General features: G+C 33.6%; 12 protein-coding genes. 9 read left to right on the top strand and 3 right to left on the bottom strand.

The window, feature by feature from the left end; all coding sequences use genetic code 11:
- Window positions 1–633: a response regulator gene (locus HM984_RS08395; RefSeq protein ID WP_179348840.1), complete on the top strand. Its 633-nt coding sequence runs from the start codon at window positions 1–3 to the stop codon at window positions 631–633.
- An 865-nt stretch (window positions 634–1,498) separates the two neighbouring features.
- Here HM984_RS08395 and HM984_RS08400 read toward each other — a convergent pair.
- Window positions 1,499–4,129 carry a chondroitinase-B domain-containing protein gene (locus tag HM984_RS08400; protein ID WP_179348841.1) on the bottom strand — a complete coding sequence of 877 codons (2,631 nt, stop codon included), beginning with the start codon at window positions 4,127–4,129 and terminating at the stop codon, window positions 1,499–1,501.
- 256 nt (window positions 4,130–4,385) lie between these two features.
- Here HM984_RS08400 and HM984_RS08405 point away from each other — a divergent pair, with 256 nt between their 5' ends.
- The 6 genes from HM984_RS08405 (at window position 4,386) to HM984_RS08430 (ending at window position 12,932) form a co-directional block, all read left to right on the top strand.
- Window positions 4,386–6,158, top strand: a complete 1,773-nt coding sequence (locus tag HM984_RS08405) for an AMP-dependent synthetase/ligase (protein ID WP_115809234.1) — start codon at window positions 4,386–4,388, stop codon at window positions 6,156–6,158.
- Window positions 6,159–6,500: 342 nt separating this feature from the next.
- Entirely contained in the window at window positions 6,501–6,956 is a 456-nt protein-coding gene (locus HM984_RS08410) for a MarR family winged helix-turn-helix transcriptional regulator (protein WP_115809232.1), read from the top strand.
- A 1-nt stretch (window position 6,957) separates the two neighbouring features.
- Window positions 6,958–9,366 carry a 3-hydroxyacyl-CoA dehydrogenase/enoyl-CoA hydratase family protein gene (locus HM984_RS08415; RefSeq protein WP_179348842.1) on the top strand — a complete coding sequence of 803 codons (2,409 nt, stop codon included), beginning with the start codon at window positions 6,958–6,960 and terminating at the stop codon, window positions 9,364–9,366.
- A 101-nt stretch (window positions 9,367–9,467) separates the two neighbouring features.
- Window positions 9,468–10,661 carry an acetyl-CoA C-acyltransferase gene (locus HM984_RS08420; RefSeq protein WP_179348843.1) on the top strand — a complete coding sequence of 398 codons (1,194 nt, stop codon included), beginning with the start codon at window positions 9,468–9,470 and terminating at the stop codon, window positions 10,659–10,661.
- 65 nt (window positions 10,662–10,726) lie between these two features.
- On the top strand, window positions 10,727–11,083 hold the full coding sequence (locus HM984_RS08425) for a four helix bundle protein (protein WP_179348844.1): 357 nt from the start codon (window positions 10,727–10,729) through the stop codon (window positions 11,081–11,083).
- 40 nt (window positions 11,084–11,123) lie between these two features.
- Entirely contained in the window at window positions 11,124–12,932 is a 1,809-nt protein-coding gene (locus tag HM984_RS08430) for an acyl-CoA dehydrogenase FadE (protein ID WP_179348845.1), read from the top strand.
- Window positions 12,933–13,007: 75 nt separating this feature from the next.
- On the opposite strand, the gene HM984_RS08435 is transcribed toward HM984_RS08430, so the two are convergent.
- Both HM984_RS08435 and HM984_RS08440 read right to left on the bottom strand, forming a co-directional pair.
- Window positions 13,008–14,420, bottom strand: coding sequence for an N-acetylmuramoyl-L-alanine amidase (locus HM984_RS08435; RefSeq protein ID WP_179348846.1), 1,413 nt, complete (start codon window positions 14,418–14,420; stop codon window positions 13,008–13,010).
- Complete coding sequence (locus HM984_RS08440; RefSeq protein ID WP_020896819.1) at window positions 14,413–14,799, bottom strand: BlaI/MecI/CopY family transcriptional regulator; 387 nt, start codon at window positions 14,797–14,799, stop codon at window positions 14,413–14,415. Before HM984_RS08440 ends, HM984_RS08435 begins: the two co-directional genes overlap by 8 nt.
- A 120-nt stretch (window positions 14,800–14,919) precedes the next feature.
- Here HM984_RS08440 and HM984_RS08445 point away from each other — a divergent pair, with 120 nt between their 5' ends.
- Window positions 14,920–15,315: a DUF6265 family protein gene (locus HM984_RS08445; protein WP_257018472.1), complete on the top strand. Its 396-nt coding sequence runs from the start codon at window positions 14,920–14,922 to the stop codon at window positions 15,313–15,315.
- A 71-nt stretch (window positions 15,316–15,386) separates the two neighbouring features.
- Window positions 15,387–16,178: a sugar-binding protein gene (locus tag HM984_RS08450; RefSeq protein ID WP_179348847.1), complete on the top strand. Its 792-nt coding sequence runs from the start codon at window positions 15,387–15,389 to the stop codon at window positions 16,176–16,178.
- Window positions 16,179–16,181: the final 3 nt, after the last annotated feature.

The raw sequence follows: 16,181 nt of genomic DNA on the forward strand, positions 1-16,181 counted from the left end.
ATGTCAACCACTATAATTCTTGCTGATGACCATCCTTTATTATTAAATGGCACTAAAGAGTTTTTAGAAACAAAATGGTATAACGTTATTGATACCGCTACTGATGGCAACACCGCTTATAATAAAATTATAGAGTTACAACCCGATATTGCGATTCTCGATTTTGATATGCCAAAACTAAACGGCTTAGAAGTTGCACAACAAATTAAACGCAAAAAAATAAGTACAAAAGTTATTATTTTGACCTTACATAAACAAGAATCCATCTTACAGGAAATTGGTCAATCTATACATGGCTATGTCACAAAAGACAGCGCATTACAAGAATTAGAAGCTTGCTTAGAAAGTGTAAAGAATAATAGTAATTATATTGGTGAAAAATTAAAAAACAGCATCCATTTTAATGGTGATACAGATTCTAATGTTAAAGAATTGAGTCCTACCGAAATCAAAATTTTAAAGTATTTAGACAAAAACCTTAACAGCACTCAAATTGCTGAGGAATTATTTATATCTAAACGTACTGTTGAAAAACACCGTAGCAACATTATTAAAAAATTAGAAATAGATACAACCCACCAAAATGCACTCTTTGTTTGGCTAAAAAATCATCCAAATATATTTAATACGTAGACCTACGTATATTAATACTATCTAATAAATTATAGTTTTAACCGCACTAAACTATAACGTATTATCGTTGCTATACACTCTTATTACACTCCTAATAATTATTGGGTATTGAACGTTTTCTCTATTGAATTACAGAATAGAGAAAGCCACACATTACAGCCAGACGGATACAGTTATATTATTTACAAATTAGGAAAGACAAGTACTATAGCCTACTATAAACCATTCGCCAATAAATTGTTACTGAAATCCGAAAATAATATCATTTATTATATCGCGAAATGCAGACCCACTTATGTGGGTTATTTAAAGAATCAACAAATTAAAATGAGCGTTCTAAAACCACATGATTTTTTGACTGATCTATCTTCTGCTGAATTTAAATCTATCAGACCAACCATATTAGACAACATTTTAATTCATTTGTTTTCTAAAAGTGAATATATGTCTTTAACTCAAATCCAAAAACATTATCAATGCACACCTAATAACATTGATCGTCTTTTTAAAACAACGTTAGGAATGTCATTTAGTCAATATCAAAACATTCTATTAAACACTACGTAGACCTACGCATTGCAACACTTTAATAAAAGCTATAATTTAGTCGTATCAAATAACAAGCTAAATCAATTTTATTTATTTAAAATGATTTGGATTAGAATAAACCAATAAGAATAAAAAAGTTTTCAATATTATATATTTGCTATTAATCAAGGGGGATCAGGTTAGGACATTTTGCGCTTAACCTGTTTTTTTTTTATTAAAATGAAAAGTGTTTTTTTAGATAAATCTGTGATATTATCATATAAAAAAGGGTTTCTCAAATTGAGAAACCCTTTTTTTTAACATCTAATTATTTGGTCTATTCAGACACAATTATTCTTCTAGAAATATTTCTCCCATCCTGACTTGATAATTTTAAAATATAATTACCACTTACTACTTTGGATACATCTATATTAATTACAGAATTAATAGTTTCTGTTTTACCTTTCAAGATTAATCTTCCATCAATACTGTATAATTTAAAAGATTCAATATTAGTATGGTTATAAACTTTAATGTTTAAGCTACTTTGAGTTGGATTTGGATAAATTGAAATATTATTTTCTAAATCATTTTCGCCTACAGATAAACTTTGAGAACCATAAAACTCTATTTCCGTAATATTAGACCAAGCACTTACTCTATTATCTCCTTCAACATTAAATCTACCATAACTTATTAATTTTATATAACGTGCGTTAACAGAAACTTCATATTGATCAAAAGCATCTCTCGTACCTGTTGTTGTGGTGATTAATAAATCACCTGTAGTTGGTAAAACCTTTGTAAAGTCTGAAAGACCTGTTCCTGTAGTAGAAACCCAAAATTGTATTCCATAAGGATCTGACTTATCATCTGTTGCAATTTGTATTAAATCGAGTTGATACTCATCATCTAAATCATAAATAATAAACTCTCCATCTGATCTATACTCGTCAGGTAAAATTGAGCCATCAGCAGCAGTCCACTGCGTCCCAGTATCTTTATCTAAGGTATTAGCCGCATAATTTGTTTTTGGAGGATTCGCATTAAGATCTACTTCTTGTTGCGAAAATGAATGAACCGTCACAGGATCCTCTCCTTCAACACCTGTATTAATAAGATCGAATAAATCCGTTAAATCAGCTCCATTCTGAGTTATATTTAATTGTCTTATAATTACATTATCTCCTGAAGTTTGAGTAAAAGTTATAGAACCAGTTCTACTACTTGTATCTGCATTATCAGTAACCGAAACGACAACTGTAGCATCACCTGTACCTATATTAAGATCAATAGATATCCAAGAATCATTAGAAACAGCTGCCCAACTTACATTTGCATTTACAGAAACATCATAGCTATCTGCATCTGGGCCTAGTGTTGGCAAACCACTAACCGTTAACGACTCTGGCACTTCAATAGAACAATCACCATCAATAATACTAGCGCCTAAATTGTTTAAAAAACAAGCGCCAATTCCTTGTCCAACCATAGCATCAGTCGTTGGTTCATACACACCCATGTCAGCTCCTTTGCCTAAAGCCCCAATACCTGAAAATGTAAAAATTTCACCGACCGCAGTTGCTAAAATCCCTGTTTCTTCAGAAAAACCTGCATTTGCTTCTCCTAATGCTGCTCCCGTATAAACGTTTCCACTGTAACTTAAAGTTGTTCCAAGATTAGCATATGAATTTTCAGTATCACCACTAATAACATTTGTAACATTAGGGTTATCTGCTGTATAGTAAATTAGGTTATTCGAAAATGTTCCTGTTGGATCAGTTGACCCTTTGTCTGTGTTATAATACAAAGGAGCATTTGTATTTATTATAGTATTATTAGAAACATCAATATTTTCCACTTTTTGATAATCACTAGAATTATTATCCGAAGTACATGGCACCGAGTTATTAGCACTTCCTCCTAAAAAAGTGATACCATTATTCCACTTTGCCTGATCTACAACTGTAATACAATCTTGTATGTAATTATTAGTAATTGTATGTTCACTATCCACAATCCTAATACCTCCTGTGCCATCAACATTTTCGCCTAAAAAGTAATTGCCATCAACTGTAGCATTAGATCCATGTCTAAGTACTAAAGACCCTCTACTTCTTCTAAACGTATTATTGATATAGGAGTTGTTTTTACTTTTATTAGTAATAATTTCATTTTCACCATCAGCTTCTACAAAATAATTATTACTCACCATAACACTACTATCCACATTTTGATATGAGCTAGTTCCAATACGGATTGTTTCGCTATCACCAGCGTTAGTTAAGTTAGAATCTATCTTTTCATACTTATAGAAATAATTATTGCTAATGGTATGACCAACAATATCACAACTCGTATTTATTTCTGGTTCATTATCCTCTACCGGGGGAAATGCATTGTATGACAGCTCTACCAATATCATATTTCCTGAACTTGCCTTATTCATAAATGAGCAATTGATAACCGTGTTATAAGTTCCATACAACATTACCCAATTATGTTTTGTACTTGTTCCTATTGATGGACTTTCAACTGCTAAACCATCCATTGCACAATTTTGAATCGTACTATAATTAGCATAATCAGTACCATCTCTGAATTCAATAACGACACTAGATCCATAGCCACCTTGCCAATAAAAACCATCAATAATAACGTGATCACCACCAATACTCATTTGCATACCGCCAGTAAATTTAACACCTCCTGGCGTTTCTGCTCTAAAAGTAATAGGCATTGCAGCAGTACCTGTCGTTGGTGAAAATTTAATTCTATCGCTATCAGGATAAATTCCATCTTCTAAAATAACAGTATCTCCTGCAGCGAGTGTTTCAACTAAATCTTCAAGTTCATCAAGATCATCGATGACATAGGTTTCCTGAGAAAATACGCTATAACTTGATAGCAATAATGCACAAAATGTAAAGAACAATGAGTTCTTAAAAATGTAAAATGTTTTCATAGTAAAAGAGATTAATTGTTATTAGAGAAACTGGTTAACCAAACTGGTTAACCAAATATAAATAAATAATTATAGTTTTAATAAAAAAAGAGAATTAATATTGTAGATTTCACTAAAACAATGTGAAAATTATAAGATAACGATAAGCAATTTCTATATTATCAATTTATTAATACCTATAATACTAATTTTATATTTTATAACTTTAATTTTTATATTTTCGTAATATCTCTATACTAAATAAGCGCCAATTAATATGACAGAAGTAACACGTCTTTTTGATTTTCCATATTTTCAATTACAACACAAACCAAATCCTAAGGCATTGGTTACCAAATACGATGGTAAATGGAAGCCGACATCCACACAAGAATATGTAGATAATTCTAATGCAATGAGCAGAGCTCTATTACGTTTGGGTGTGCAAAAAGATGATAAAATTGCAGTTATTTCTACGGCAAATAGGACCGAATGGAACATCATGGATATTGGAATTCTCCAATTAGGTGCGCAAAACATCCCCATATACCCAACGATTAGCGCAGAGGATTATGAGTATGTATTAAATCACAGTGAATCAATTTACTGTTTTGTATCTGATGTGGAAGTCTTAGAAAAAGTAAGAAAAGTTCAAGCTAATACGAAAATAAAAGAGGTTTATTCTTTTGATCATATTGAAGGTTGTAAACACTATTCAGAATTACTAGAACTTGGTAAGGATGAAAGCAATCAACCCGAAGTAGAATTAAGAAAAGATGCCGTAAAATCATCTGATTTAGCTACTATAATTTATACCTCTGGGACTACGGGTAAACCAAAAGGTGTTATGTTATCGCATTGGAATATAACGAGTAATGCTTTAGACAGTTCTCCAAGAGTACCACACGTAGAAGGTGAAAACCGTATATTAAGCTTCTTACCTATCTGTCACGTTTTTGAACGGGTTTTAATTTATGTTTATCAATATGCCGGAATGTCTATTTACTATGCAGAAGGCATTGATAAAATCGGTGATAACGCTAAAGAGATAAAACCAAATTTAATGAGTGTTGTGCCGCGTTTACTTGAAAAAGTTTTCGATAAAATAATGCATAAAGGGGAAGAATTATCTGGAATAAAAAAAGGATTATTCTTTTGGGCTGTAAGGTTAGCGGAACGTTGGGAGCCTTATGGAGCTAATGGTGGATGGTATGAGTTTCAGTTAAAAATAGCGAACAAACTTATTTTTAGTAAGTGGAGAGATGCTCTTGGAGGAAACTTAAGCACAATGGTTTCTGGTAGTGCTGCATTACAACCAAGATTAGCACGAATCTTTGGAGCCGCAGGAATGCAAATTATGGAAGGTTATGGTTTAACAGAAACCTCGCCAGTTGTTGCTGTTGGAATGTACAAAGATAATTATTATAAAGTAGGCACTGTGGGTAAGCCAATTGATAATGTAGAGGTTAAAATTGCTGACGATGGAGAACTCTTAATTAAAGGCCCTAATGTTATGATGGGGTATTATAAAGATCCTGTAAAAACGGCTGAAGTCATGACAGGTGACTTCTTTCACACAGGAGATAAAGGTGAAATTGATGCCGATGGTTTCTTAAAAATTACAGGTCGAAAAAAGGAAATGTTTAAAACCTCTGGCGGAAAATATGTTATTCCACCACTTTTAGAGAACGATATGAAACAATCCCTTTTTATAGAACAAATCATGGTTGTTGGTGAAGGTGAAAAAATGCCCGCAGCTTTAATTCAACCTAATTTTGATTTTATACGCGATTGGATTGACTTTAAACAAAATGGTGTCGGAAAAACGGATACAGAAATTGCCAACTCAGAAATTGTAATTAATAGAATTCAAGAAGAAATAGATAAGTACAATAAACATTTTGGTAAATGGGAACAAATTAAGCGTTTTGAACTTACACCAGACGTTTGGTCTATAGAAGGTGGTCACCTCACCCCTACTATGAAAATGAAGCGTGCTATAATTGTTGGTATTTATCAAGATTTATACGATAAGATTTATAGAGCTTAATTCTTTAAAACTTTTTTACATACAATTAAAAAGGACCCGCTACACTAATTAGTATAGCGGGTCCTTTTTTAGTCTATCTAAATTTGACTTACACTAACCTTCAATTCATATTGCATTTAATCAAGCTTTCAAAGCACCTAAGTAGGTTAAACAACTATAATTCTCAACCATTAAGTAATTGTTTAAAATTATTTTATAATTGAAGTATTCATAATTTATAGCACCTAAAAAAGGGTTTCCTTCATTTTAATAACACAATTTTAACATTATGTAAATAATATTTTAAAGATTTATTATGCGTGCATAGTATTTTTTATTATCTTTGGTACTCAAACTAAGACCATGAAAGATAAAACCATTGATTACGTCTTAAGAACGACATGGTTAGCAGTTAATAAAATGTACAACGAAGAAGCCTCTGAATTTGGGACCACTATGGCTACAGGTTTTACATTACTAAGTATTGATCCAGAAAAAGGAACCCCTTCAACTTCGTTGGGACCAAAAATGGGAATGGAGGCGACAAGCCTTTCTAGAACCTTAAAGACAATGGAGTCTAAAGGCTTAATAGAACGTAAGCCAAATCCTGAAGACGGTCGTGGAGTCCTTATATTTCTAACTGATTTTGGTAGAGAGAAAAGAGCTTTATCAAAAGAGAAGGTTTTAACCTTTAATGAGGCTATCAAAACTAACGTCTCTTCAGAAGAACTAACAAATTTTTACAAGGTTGCGGAAATCATTAATAATATGATTTCTAACAAACAGATATACAATAAAAAAGAACACATTTTAAAATAAGATGAGTAAACGAAGAATTAAAAAAATAGCAATTATTGGATCTGGAATTATGGGAAGCGGTATCGCTTGTCATTTCGCCAATATTGGTGTCGATGTTTTATTATTAGACATCGTACCAAGAGAACTTAACGACAAAGAAAAAGCTAAAGGTTTAACTTTAGAAGACAAAGTTGTACGAAATAGAATTGTGAATGATGCTTTAGCAGCGTCTTTAAAATCGAAGCCCTCTCCTATTTATAGTCAATCTTTTGCAAGTCGAATTACGACAGGAAACTTAGAAGACGATATTGCTAAAGTATCTGACGTAGATTGGATTATGGAAGTTGTAGTGGAAAGACTTGATATTAAACAACAAGTTTTTGAAAAGCTAGAAAAACACCGTAAACCAGGCACGCTAATTACATCTAACACCTCTGGTATTCCTATTAAGTTTATGAGTGAAGGTCGTAGTGACGATTTCCAGAAACATTTCTGTGGCACACACTTCTTTAATCCGGCACGATATTTAAAATTGTTCGAAATCATTCCTGGTCCAAAAACAGACCAAGCGGTATTAGATTTCTTAAATGAGTATGGAGAAAAATTCTTAGGAAAAACCTCTGTTATCGCTAAAGATACTCCCGCATTTATCGGAAACCGAATCGGAATTTTCAGCATTCAGAGTTTATTTCACACGGTTAAAGATTTAGACTTAACCATTGAGGAAGTAGATAAATTATCAGGCCCTGTAATTGGTCGTCCAAAATCAGCTACCTTCCGTACGGTTGATGTAGTGGGCTTGGATACTTTAGTTCATGTAGCCAACGGCATAAGAGAAAACTGCCCAAAAGACGAACGATTAGAGTTATTTGAATTACCAGATTTCATCAATAAAATGATGGAAAATAAATGGTTAGGAAGTAAAACAGGACAAGGATTTTACAAAAAAGTAAGAAAAGAGGATGGTTCTTCTGAAATTTTATCATTAGATCTAAACACATTAGAATACAGAGCTTCTAAAAAAGCAAAGTTTGCCACTTTAGAATTGACTAAAACAGTCGATAAAGTTGTAGATCGATTCAAAATATTAGTCAAAGGTAAAGATAAAGCTGGTGAATTCTACAGAAAGAGTTTCGCAGCCTTATTTGCTTATGTATCTAATAGAATTCCTGAAATCACAGACGATTTATATAAAATTGATGATGCCATGAAAGCCGGTTTTGGATGGGAACATGGTCCTTTCCAAATTTGGGATGCTATCGGAGTTGAAAAAGGAATCGAAATGATGAAAGCAGAAGGTTTAGAGCCTAATGCTTGGGTAAACGACATGTTAGCATCGGGAAGCACATCTTTTTACACTGTAAAAGAGGGAGCGACTTATGCTTATGATATTCCTAAAAAATCACAAGAAAAAATTCCTGGTCAAGACAGTTTCATTATTTTAGATAATATCAGAAAATCTAAAGAAGTCTTTAAAAACTCTGGTGTTGTCATCGAAGATCTAGGTGATGGTATCCTTAACTGTGAATTCCAATCTAAAATGAACACCATTGGTGGAGATGTTCTCGCAGGATTAAATAAAGCCATCGACTTAGCCGAAAAAGATTTCGCTGGTTTAGTAGTTGGTAACCAAGCTGCAAACTTCTCTGTTGGAGCCAACATCGGAATGATTTTTATGATGGCTGCAGAACAAGAATATGACGAGCTTAACATGGCTATCAAATATTTCCAAGATACCATGATGCGTATGCGTTATTCATCAATACCAACGATTTCTGCTCCTCACGGCATGGCTTTAGGCGGTGGATGTGAATTATCATTACACGCAGATAAAGTAGTCGCAGCAGCCGAAACTTACATGGGACTTGTAGAGTTTGGTGTTGGTGTGATTCCTGGTGGTGGTGGTTCTAAAGAAATGGCTTTAAGAGCATCGGATATTTTCCATAAAGGAGATGTTCAATTAAATGTTTTACAAGAATATTTCTTAACTATTGGTATGGCTAAAGTATCAACTTCGGCTTACGAAGCTTTCGATTTAGGATTACTTCAAAAAGGTAAAGATGTTGTAGTAGTTAATAAAGACCGTCAAATTGCGGTCGCAAAACAGCATGCTAAATTAATGGCAGACGCTGGTTATACGCAACCTGTAAAACGAAATGATGTTTTAGTTCTTGGTAAACAAGCCTTAGGTATGTTTATGGTAGGAACAGATTCTATGGAAGACTCTAATTACATTTCTGAACACGATATGAAAATCGCTAATAAATTAGCTTACGTTATGGCTGGTGGTGATTTATCTGAACCAACTTTAGTAACAGAACAATATCTACTAGATATTGAACGTGAAGCATTCTTAAGTTTATGTACAGAACGTAAAACTTTAGAGCGTATTCAACATATGTTAACCAAAGGAAAACCGTTACGTAATTAAAAATTACTAAGCGATTAGCCTTTAGCATATAGCTATTGGCAGTGATAATGTATAATTTTTAGACGCTAATAGCCAAAAGCTAATAGCCAAAAGCACAAAATATGAAAACAGCATATATAGTAAAAGCATATAGAACCGCAGTTGGTAAAGCACCAAAAGGCGTGTTCCGTTTTAAAAGAACAGATGAATTGGCAGCAGAAACCATCAAATATATGATGAAGGAATTGCCAGGTTTAGACCCAAAGCGTATTGACGATGTTATTGTCGGTAACGCAATGCCAGAAGGTTCTCAAGGATTAAATATGGCACGTTTAATCTCTTTAATGGGATTAGAGATTGTTGATGTTCCTGGAGTAACTGTCAACCGTTTTTGCTCTTCTGGAGTAGAAACTATTGGTATGGCAACTGCAAAAATACAAGCCGGAATGGCAGATTGTATTATTGCTGGTGGAGCAGAAAGCATGAGTGCGGTGCCAATGACAGGTTTTAAGCCAGAATTGAATTACGACGCTATTGTAAAAGCAGGTCATGAAGATTATTATTGGGGCATGGGAAATACGGCTGAAGCTGTTGCAAAACAATTCAACATTTCTCGTGAAGACCAAGATGAATTCGCCTACAATTCACACATGAAAGCTTTAAGAGCGCAAGCTGAAAACCGTTTTCAAGATCAAATAGTACCAATTGAAGTAGAACAAACTTACATTGATGAAAACGGAAAGAAAGCAACAAAATCATACATTGTAACTAAAGATGAAGGCCCTCGTGCCGGAACTAGTAAAGAAGCTTTAGCAAAACTAAGAGCCGTATTTGCTGCTGGTGGAAGTGTTACAGCTGGTAACTCATCACAAATGAGTGATGGAGCTGCTTTTGTAATGGTAATGAGTGAAGACATGGTGAAAGAACTAGGTTTAGAACCAATTGCAAGAATGGTAAACTATGCTGCTGCAGGTGTTGAGCCTCGTATTATGGGCATCGGACCAGTTAAAGCCATACCAAAAGCATTAAAACAAGCAGGTTTAAAACAAGACGATTTAGCTTTAATTGAGTTAAACGAAGCATTTGCATCACAATCTTTAGCGGTAATTAGAGAGTTAGGTCTTAATCCAGATATTATAAACGTCAACGGTGGTGCCATTGCATTGGGTCACCCATTAGGATGTACTGGAGCAAAACTATCGGTACAACTTTTTGACGAAATGCGTAAGCAAAATATGCAAGGCAAATATGGTGCTGTTACCATGTGTGTGGGTACAGGTCAAGGGGCTTGTGGGGTATTTGAATTTTTGAATTAGAAACAAGACTAAAAGAGTCAAGAACCAAGACAAAAAAAATAAAAAAAAAAAAAAAAACAGATACTATGCATAATTTCAAGAAATTAAAAATTTGGAATGAAAGCATGGCATTAGTTTCAGAATCTTATAAGGTCACAAGACGTTTTCCAAAGTTTGAAACTTATGGATTAATGAGTCAAATGAATAGATGTGCTGTTTCTATTCCTTCAAATATATCAGAAGGAACAAGTAAAAGTTCAAACAAACATTTTGCTCAATATTTAGAGTATAGCTTAGGTTCTGCTTTTGAATGGGAAACACAACTGAATGTTGCTTTTAATGAAGACTACATTTCAGAAGAAAAATTTAAAGAACTAGAAGACAAAATAAAACAAATACAAAAAATGATTTCAAGTTTCAAATCCGGACTTAAGCTGTCTTGATTCTTGGTTCTAGAAATCTTAAAATCTAATAACAAAAAAAATGGCAGATACAGATAAAGACATCCTACGTGGAGGTCAGTTCTTAGTAAAAGAAACAAATTGTGACGATGTGTTTACTCCTGAAGATTTTTCAGAAGAACAAACCATGATGAAGGAATCCGTAATGGAATTTAATGATCGTGAAATCATTCCTCATAAAGCACGTTTTGAAGCTAAAGATTATGCATTAACTGAAGAGGTGATGCGTAAAGCTGGTGACATGGGGTTTTTAAGTGTTGCTGTTCCTGAAGCTTATGGAGGAATGGGAATGGGTTTTGTTTCTACAGTATTAACTTGTGATTATATCTCTAGTGGAACAGGTTCTTTTAGTACTGCTTTTGGTGCACACACAGGAATTGGTACTATGCCAATTACCTTATATGGTACTGAAGAACAAAAACAGAAATACGTACCAAAATTAGCCTCTGGAGAGTGGTTTGGAGCGTATTGTTTAACAGAACCTGGTGCAGGATCTGATGCCAATTCTGGTAAAACAACGGCTACACTTTCAGAAGACGGTAAGTCTTATAAAATTAACGGACAAAAAATGTGGATCTCAAATGCAGGTTTCTGTAGTTTGATGATTGTTTTTGCACGTATTGAAGGTGATAAAAACATTACAGGTTTCATCGTAGAATATAATGGTGAAAATCCAAATGGTATTGTTCTAGGTGAAGAAGAACACAAATTAGGTATTCGTGCCTCTTCTACTCGTCAAGTATTTTTTAATGATACGGTTGTACCTGTTGAAAATATGTTAGCAGGTCGTGGTGAAGGCTTTAAAATCGCCATGAACGCTCTTAATGTTGGTCGTATTAAATTGGCTGCGGCTTGTTTAGATTCTCAACGTCGTATTTTAACGACTGCTGTAAATTACGCTCAAGAACGTAAACAATTTAAAACTCCTATTGCAGACTTCGGAGCTATTAAAGTAAAGTTAGCTGAAATGGCGGCTAGTGCTTATGCTGGTGAATCTGCAACCTATAGAGCTGCTAAAAATATTGAAGACAGAATTGCTATGCGCGAAGCTGCAGGTAATTCGCATCAAGAAGCAGAACTAAAAGGTGTTGAAGAATATGCTATTGAGTGTTCTATCTTAAAAGTGGCTGTATCAGAAGATGTACAAAATGCTGCAGATGAAGGTATCCAAATTTTTGGTGGTATGGGATTCTCTGAAGAAACTCCAATGGAGTCGGCTTGGAGAGATGCTCGTATTGCTCGTATTTATGAAGGCACTAACGAAATCAACAGAATGTTAGCTGTTGGTATGTTAGTAAAAAAGGCTATGAAAGGTCATGTTGATTTATTAGGACCTGCTTCTAAAGTACAAGAAGAATTAATGGGTATTCCTTCTTTTGAAACTCCTGATTATTCTGAATTATTCTCAGAAGAAAAGCAAATGATTGCAAAACTTAAGAAAACATTCTTAATGGTTGCTGGTGGAGCTGTTCAAAAATTTGGACCGCAACTAGAAGAACACCAACAATTGTTAATTGCTGCTGCTGATATTTTGATTGAAATCTATATGGCAGAATCGGCAATTTTAAGAACAGAGAAAAACGTAAAACGTACTAGCGAAGCAGAGCAATCTGCACAAATCGCAATGGCGAAATTATATTTATATCACGCTGTAGATATCGTTGAAGAAAAAGGGAAAGAAAGTATTATTTCTTTTGCTGAAGGAGACGAACAACGTATGTTATTAATGGGACTTAAGCGTTTCACAAAATATGCAAACTATCCAGATATCGTAGATCTACGTATTGAGATAGCAGAAAAAGTAAAAGCAGAGAATAAGTACTGCTTTTAAAAATTTAGGTTAAGTTGAATGGTTAAAAGCCAACACTTCCGATTCATGATTTTCGGTTGTGTTGGCTTTTTTAATTTAGTTACTCTTTCTAATTTCTTCTAATCCTTCAAAAATTGAAGCTGCTATTTGCTTTTGACGATCCACATTCATCAAAACCTTATGATCCTCTTCATTCGTAATAAATCCGAGTTCTAATAATACACCAGGACTATTGATATGTCTAAAAATATACATAGGCACTGTTTTAAGTCCGCGATTGGTTGAAAATAATTCCATCTGGTTTTCTAATAAAATCTTGCCAAATGCATAAGATTTATCCTTAAACTCGTCTTTGTCGTTGTAGTAAGCCTCTACTCCATTTGTCAATGGATTTGAATGTGCATTGGCATGCAAACTTACAACTAGATCTGCATTTTGCGTATTAATAAATTCAACACGTTCTTGTAATGTAAAAAATGTATCCTCAGTTCTTGTGGTAATAATTCTGATATTATCACTACTCAAAAGAGATAACTGATGAGAAATATTTAAAACAATATTTTTCTCATCTAAATTACCAGAATCATGTCCTCCATGTCCAGCATCTATAACAACTACGAGCGGTTCTTTTAAGTCTTTGTAAGAACTTAATACAAAGATGCCTGCAAGAAGTAAGCTGACAGATATAATGTTTAAAGTTCGTTTGAATACTGATGATTTTGATTGATGTAACATAATAATTCGATTTTTGATTTGAATGAAATTAAATCCGCTAGTTAGAGGAACGCGGTATTCCTTTTGTCCTAAGTTTATTATAGTATTTGAGTAATTTTCAATGTCAATGCCTGATGAGACGGACTTTTCATCTGCTCTAAATTCATGATTCTGCAAAGTGGCTTTCTTATACAACCAGATAAATGGATTAAACCAAAAGATGCAACTGAGCAATTCTAAAAGGATAATATCTACAGAATGTAATTCTTCACTATGTACGGTTTCATGAGCAATAATGCTTTTGTAATCCTCTCTAGAAAGCGTGTGCTGTTTAGGAATAAACATATAATTAAAAAAACTAGACACCATATCAGAGTCCGTACTCTTTATCACTTTTAGTTTTCCATCATATTCATATTCGTTTCTTGTCAATCCATAAATCTTAGATAAATTCTTTAAGAATCGCAAAACTAAAAACAATGCTATAATAATGTAGACATAGAAAAAAGGGCTTTTTTGAGAGTGGTCGACTTGCTGAGCCTCACCAAAAGTTACGTCTTCTATAGGCTGAGTTTCCACTACCGAAGCAGTAAATTCCTCTAAAGGAATCTCAGTAATACTCGGCACAGCCTTAAATAGTTCAATTTCCATAAATGGTGCGACTAGACACAAAAGCAGAGAACCTATTAAGAAAAAGCGATTAAACTGAAATGTCTTTTGCTTTCTGAGTAACAAAACATAAACCGCATAAGAACAGCCTAAACTAATAATGGTATAAATAAAATAACTAATCATTGGCTTTCTTTTGATCCATTTTCTGCTTTAACAACGCTTGAAGCTCTTCTAACTCTTGCATCGATAAATCGGCATTTTTAGCAAAAAACGACGCAAATTGTGCTTTTGAGTCGTTAAAAAAATGCTGAATCATTCCGTTAACCTGTTTCGTGAAATAATCGTTTTTCTTAAGGATTGGAAAATATTGTTTGTCTCTACCCAAACGCTCAAAACCTATATAATCCTTATCTGTCATACGTTTCAATAAAGTCGAAATCGTTGTATAAGCTGGTCTTGGTTCTGGAAATTTCTCTACAATATCTTTCATAAATCCTTTTTCTAGCATCCATAAGTACTTCATAATTTGAAGCTCAGATTTATTTAGTTGTTTTATATCCACAATTATAGTTTTAATACTACAAATGTAGTAATAAGATTTAATTATCCAAATTCAGTTTAAAAAAATATATCTTTAGTGCTGTTGTGAAACAGCATTAATTCATCTTAAATCAATCATTCTATGAAATATTTAATCATCTTCTTATTAACATTTACAACATCTCATGCACAGCTTACAAAACCATTAGAGCCTAAACTAGAAAACATCAAATGGATTGCTGGCACATGGCATGGTGAAGCTTTTGGTGGCATTACTGAAGAAATCTGGAGCGAACCATCAGGTGGTTCCATGATGGCAACGTTTAAATTAATTAACGACGGAAAAGTAGTCTTCTACGAAATAGAAGTCATAAGAGAAGTCGAAAATTCATTAATCCTTCAACTAAAACATTTCGGTCCAGATCTTAAAGGCTGGGAAACAAAGGACGAAACAGTAGACTTTCCTTTAAAAAAAATTACAGAAAATAAAGTTATTTTTGAGGGCATGACTTTCGAGAAAATTTCATCAATGAAATGAATATCTATGTCGATATAAAAAATGAAGATGGCATTGCAGAAACCGTAAAATTCAACTACAAAAAATAACCCATGAAAAAAGCAACCTACCTCCTACTTCTTTTAGTTTTAGTTTTCAATTGCAAAAATGAAACGTCTAAAAAAGCAGAAGAACCTTCTTTAAAAGAAGCACCTCAAAACATAGCATCAACTAAAATTGAAAAGCAATTACGTCAGGTTTACAAATCCAAAACCGCCATTACTATTGATGGTGTGGCTAACGATTCTGCTTGGGCAAAAGGTACTTGGTATCCAATAGACCAAGTTTGGTTAGGCGATTCACTAACTGAAGATGATTATTCTGGACGTTTTAAATTAAGCTGGACAGATGATGCGCTTTATGTTTTAGCTGAAATAAAAGACGATACTTTAATCGATAAAATAGAAGATCCTTTAGTGAGATGGTGGGATGACGATTGCTTAGAAATTTTTATAGATGAAGACAATAGTGGTGGCGAACATCAATTTAATCATAATGCCTTCGCCTATCACATCGCTTTAGATGGCAATGTGGTTGACATGTCTACGGAAAAAACAGGTAAACTTTATAATTCGCATATAGAATCTAAAAATAGAACCACAGGAAACACAACCATTTGGGAAGTAAAAATGTCACTATACGACGATTCATACAATGATCATGGAGAAAATACACCTGTAAACTTAAGCACCAATAAAAAAATAGGTTTTGCCATTGCCTACTGTGACAATGACAATAGTTTAGAACGTGAAAACTTTATTGGTTCGATTCCTGTTGAAGGTGAAGATAAAAACCGTGGTTGGATTGATGCCAACATCTTTGGTACCATTCTATTAAAAGAATAAACA

The sequence above is a fragment of the Winogradskyella pacifica genome (genome assembly GCF_013403915.1).
Taxonomy (GTDB): Bacteria; Bacteroidota; Bacteroidia; order Flavobacteriales; family Flavobacteriaceae; genus Winogradskyella; species Winogradskyella pacifica.

Excerpts from the sequence above, each read along its gene's own strand:
- HM984_RS08395 (WP_179348840.1), top strand. The coding sequence starts at position 1 with ATGTCAACCACTATAATTCTTGCTGATGACCATCCTTTATTATTAAAT.
- HM984_RS08400 (WP_179348841.1), bottom strand. The coding sequence starts at position 4,129 with ATGAAAACATTTTACATTTTTAAGAACTCATTGTTCTTTACATTTTGT.
- HM984_RS08405 (WP_115809234.1), top strand. The coding sequence starts at position 4,386 with ATGACAGAAGTAACACGTCTTTTTGATTTTCCATATTTTCAATTACAA.
- HM984_RS08410 (WP_115809232.1), top strand. The coding sequence starts at position 6,501 with ATGAAAGATAAAACCATTGATTACGTCTTAAGAACGACATGGTTAGCA.
- HM984_RS08415 (WP_179348842.1), top strand. The coding sequence starts at position 6,958 with ATGAGTAAACGAAGAATTAAAAAAATAGCAATTATTGGATCTGGAATT.
- HM984_RS08420 (WP_179348843.1), top strand. The coding sequence starts at position 9,468 with ATGAAAACAGCATATATAGTAAAAGCATATAGAACCGCAGTTGGTAAA.
- HM984_RS08425 (WP_179348844.1), top strand. The coding sequence starts at position 10,727 with ATGCATAATTTCAAGAAATTAAAAATTTGGAATGAAAGCATGGCATTA.
- HM984_RS08430 (WP_179348845.1), top strand. The coding sequence starts at position 11,124 with ATGGCAGATACAGATAAAGACATCCTACGTGGAGGTCAGTTCTTAGTA.
- HM984_RS08435 (WP_179348846.1), bottom strand. The coding sequence starts at position 14,420 with ATGATTAGTTATTTTATTTATACCATTATTAGTTTAGGCTGTTCTTAT.
- HM984_RS08445 (WP_257018472.1), top strand. The coding sequence starts at position 14,920 with ATGAAATATTTAATCATCTTCTTATTAACATTTACAACATCTCATGCA.
- HM984_RS08450 (WP_179348847.1), top strand. The coding sequence starts at position 15,387 with ATGAAAAAAGCAACCTACCTCCTACTTCTTTTAGTTTTAGTTTTCAAT.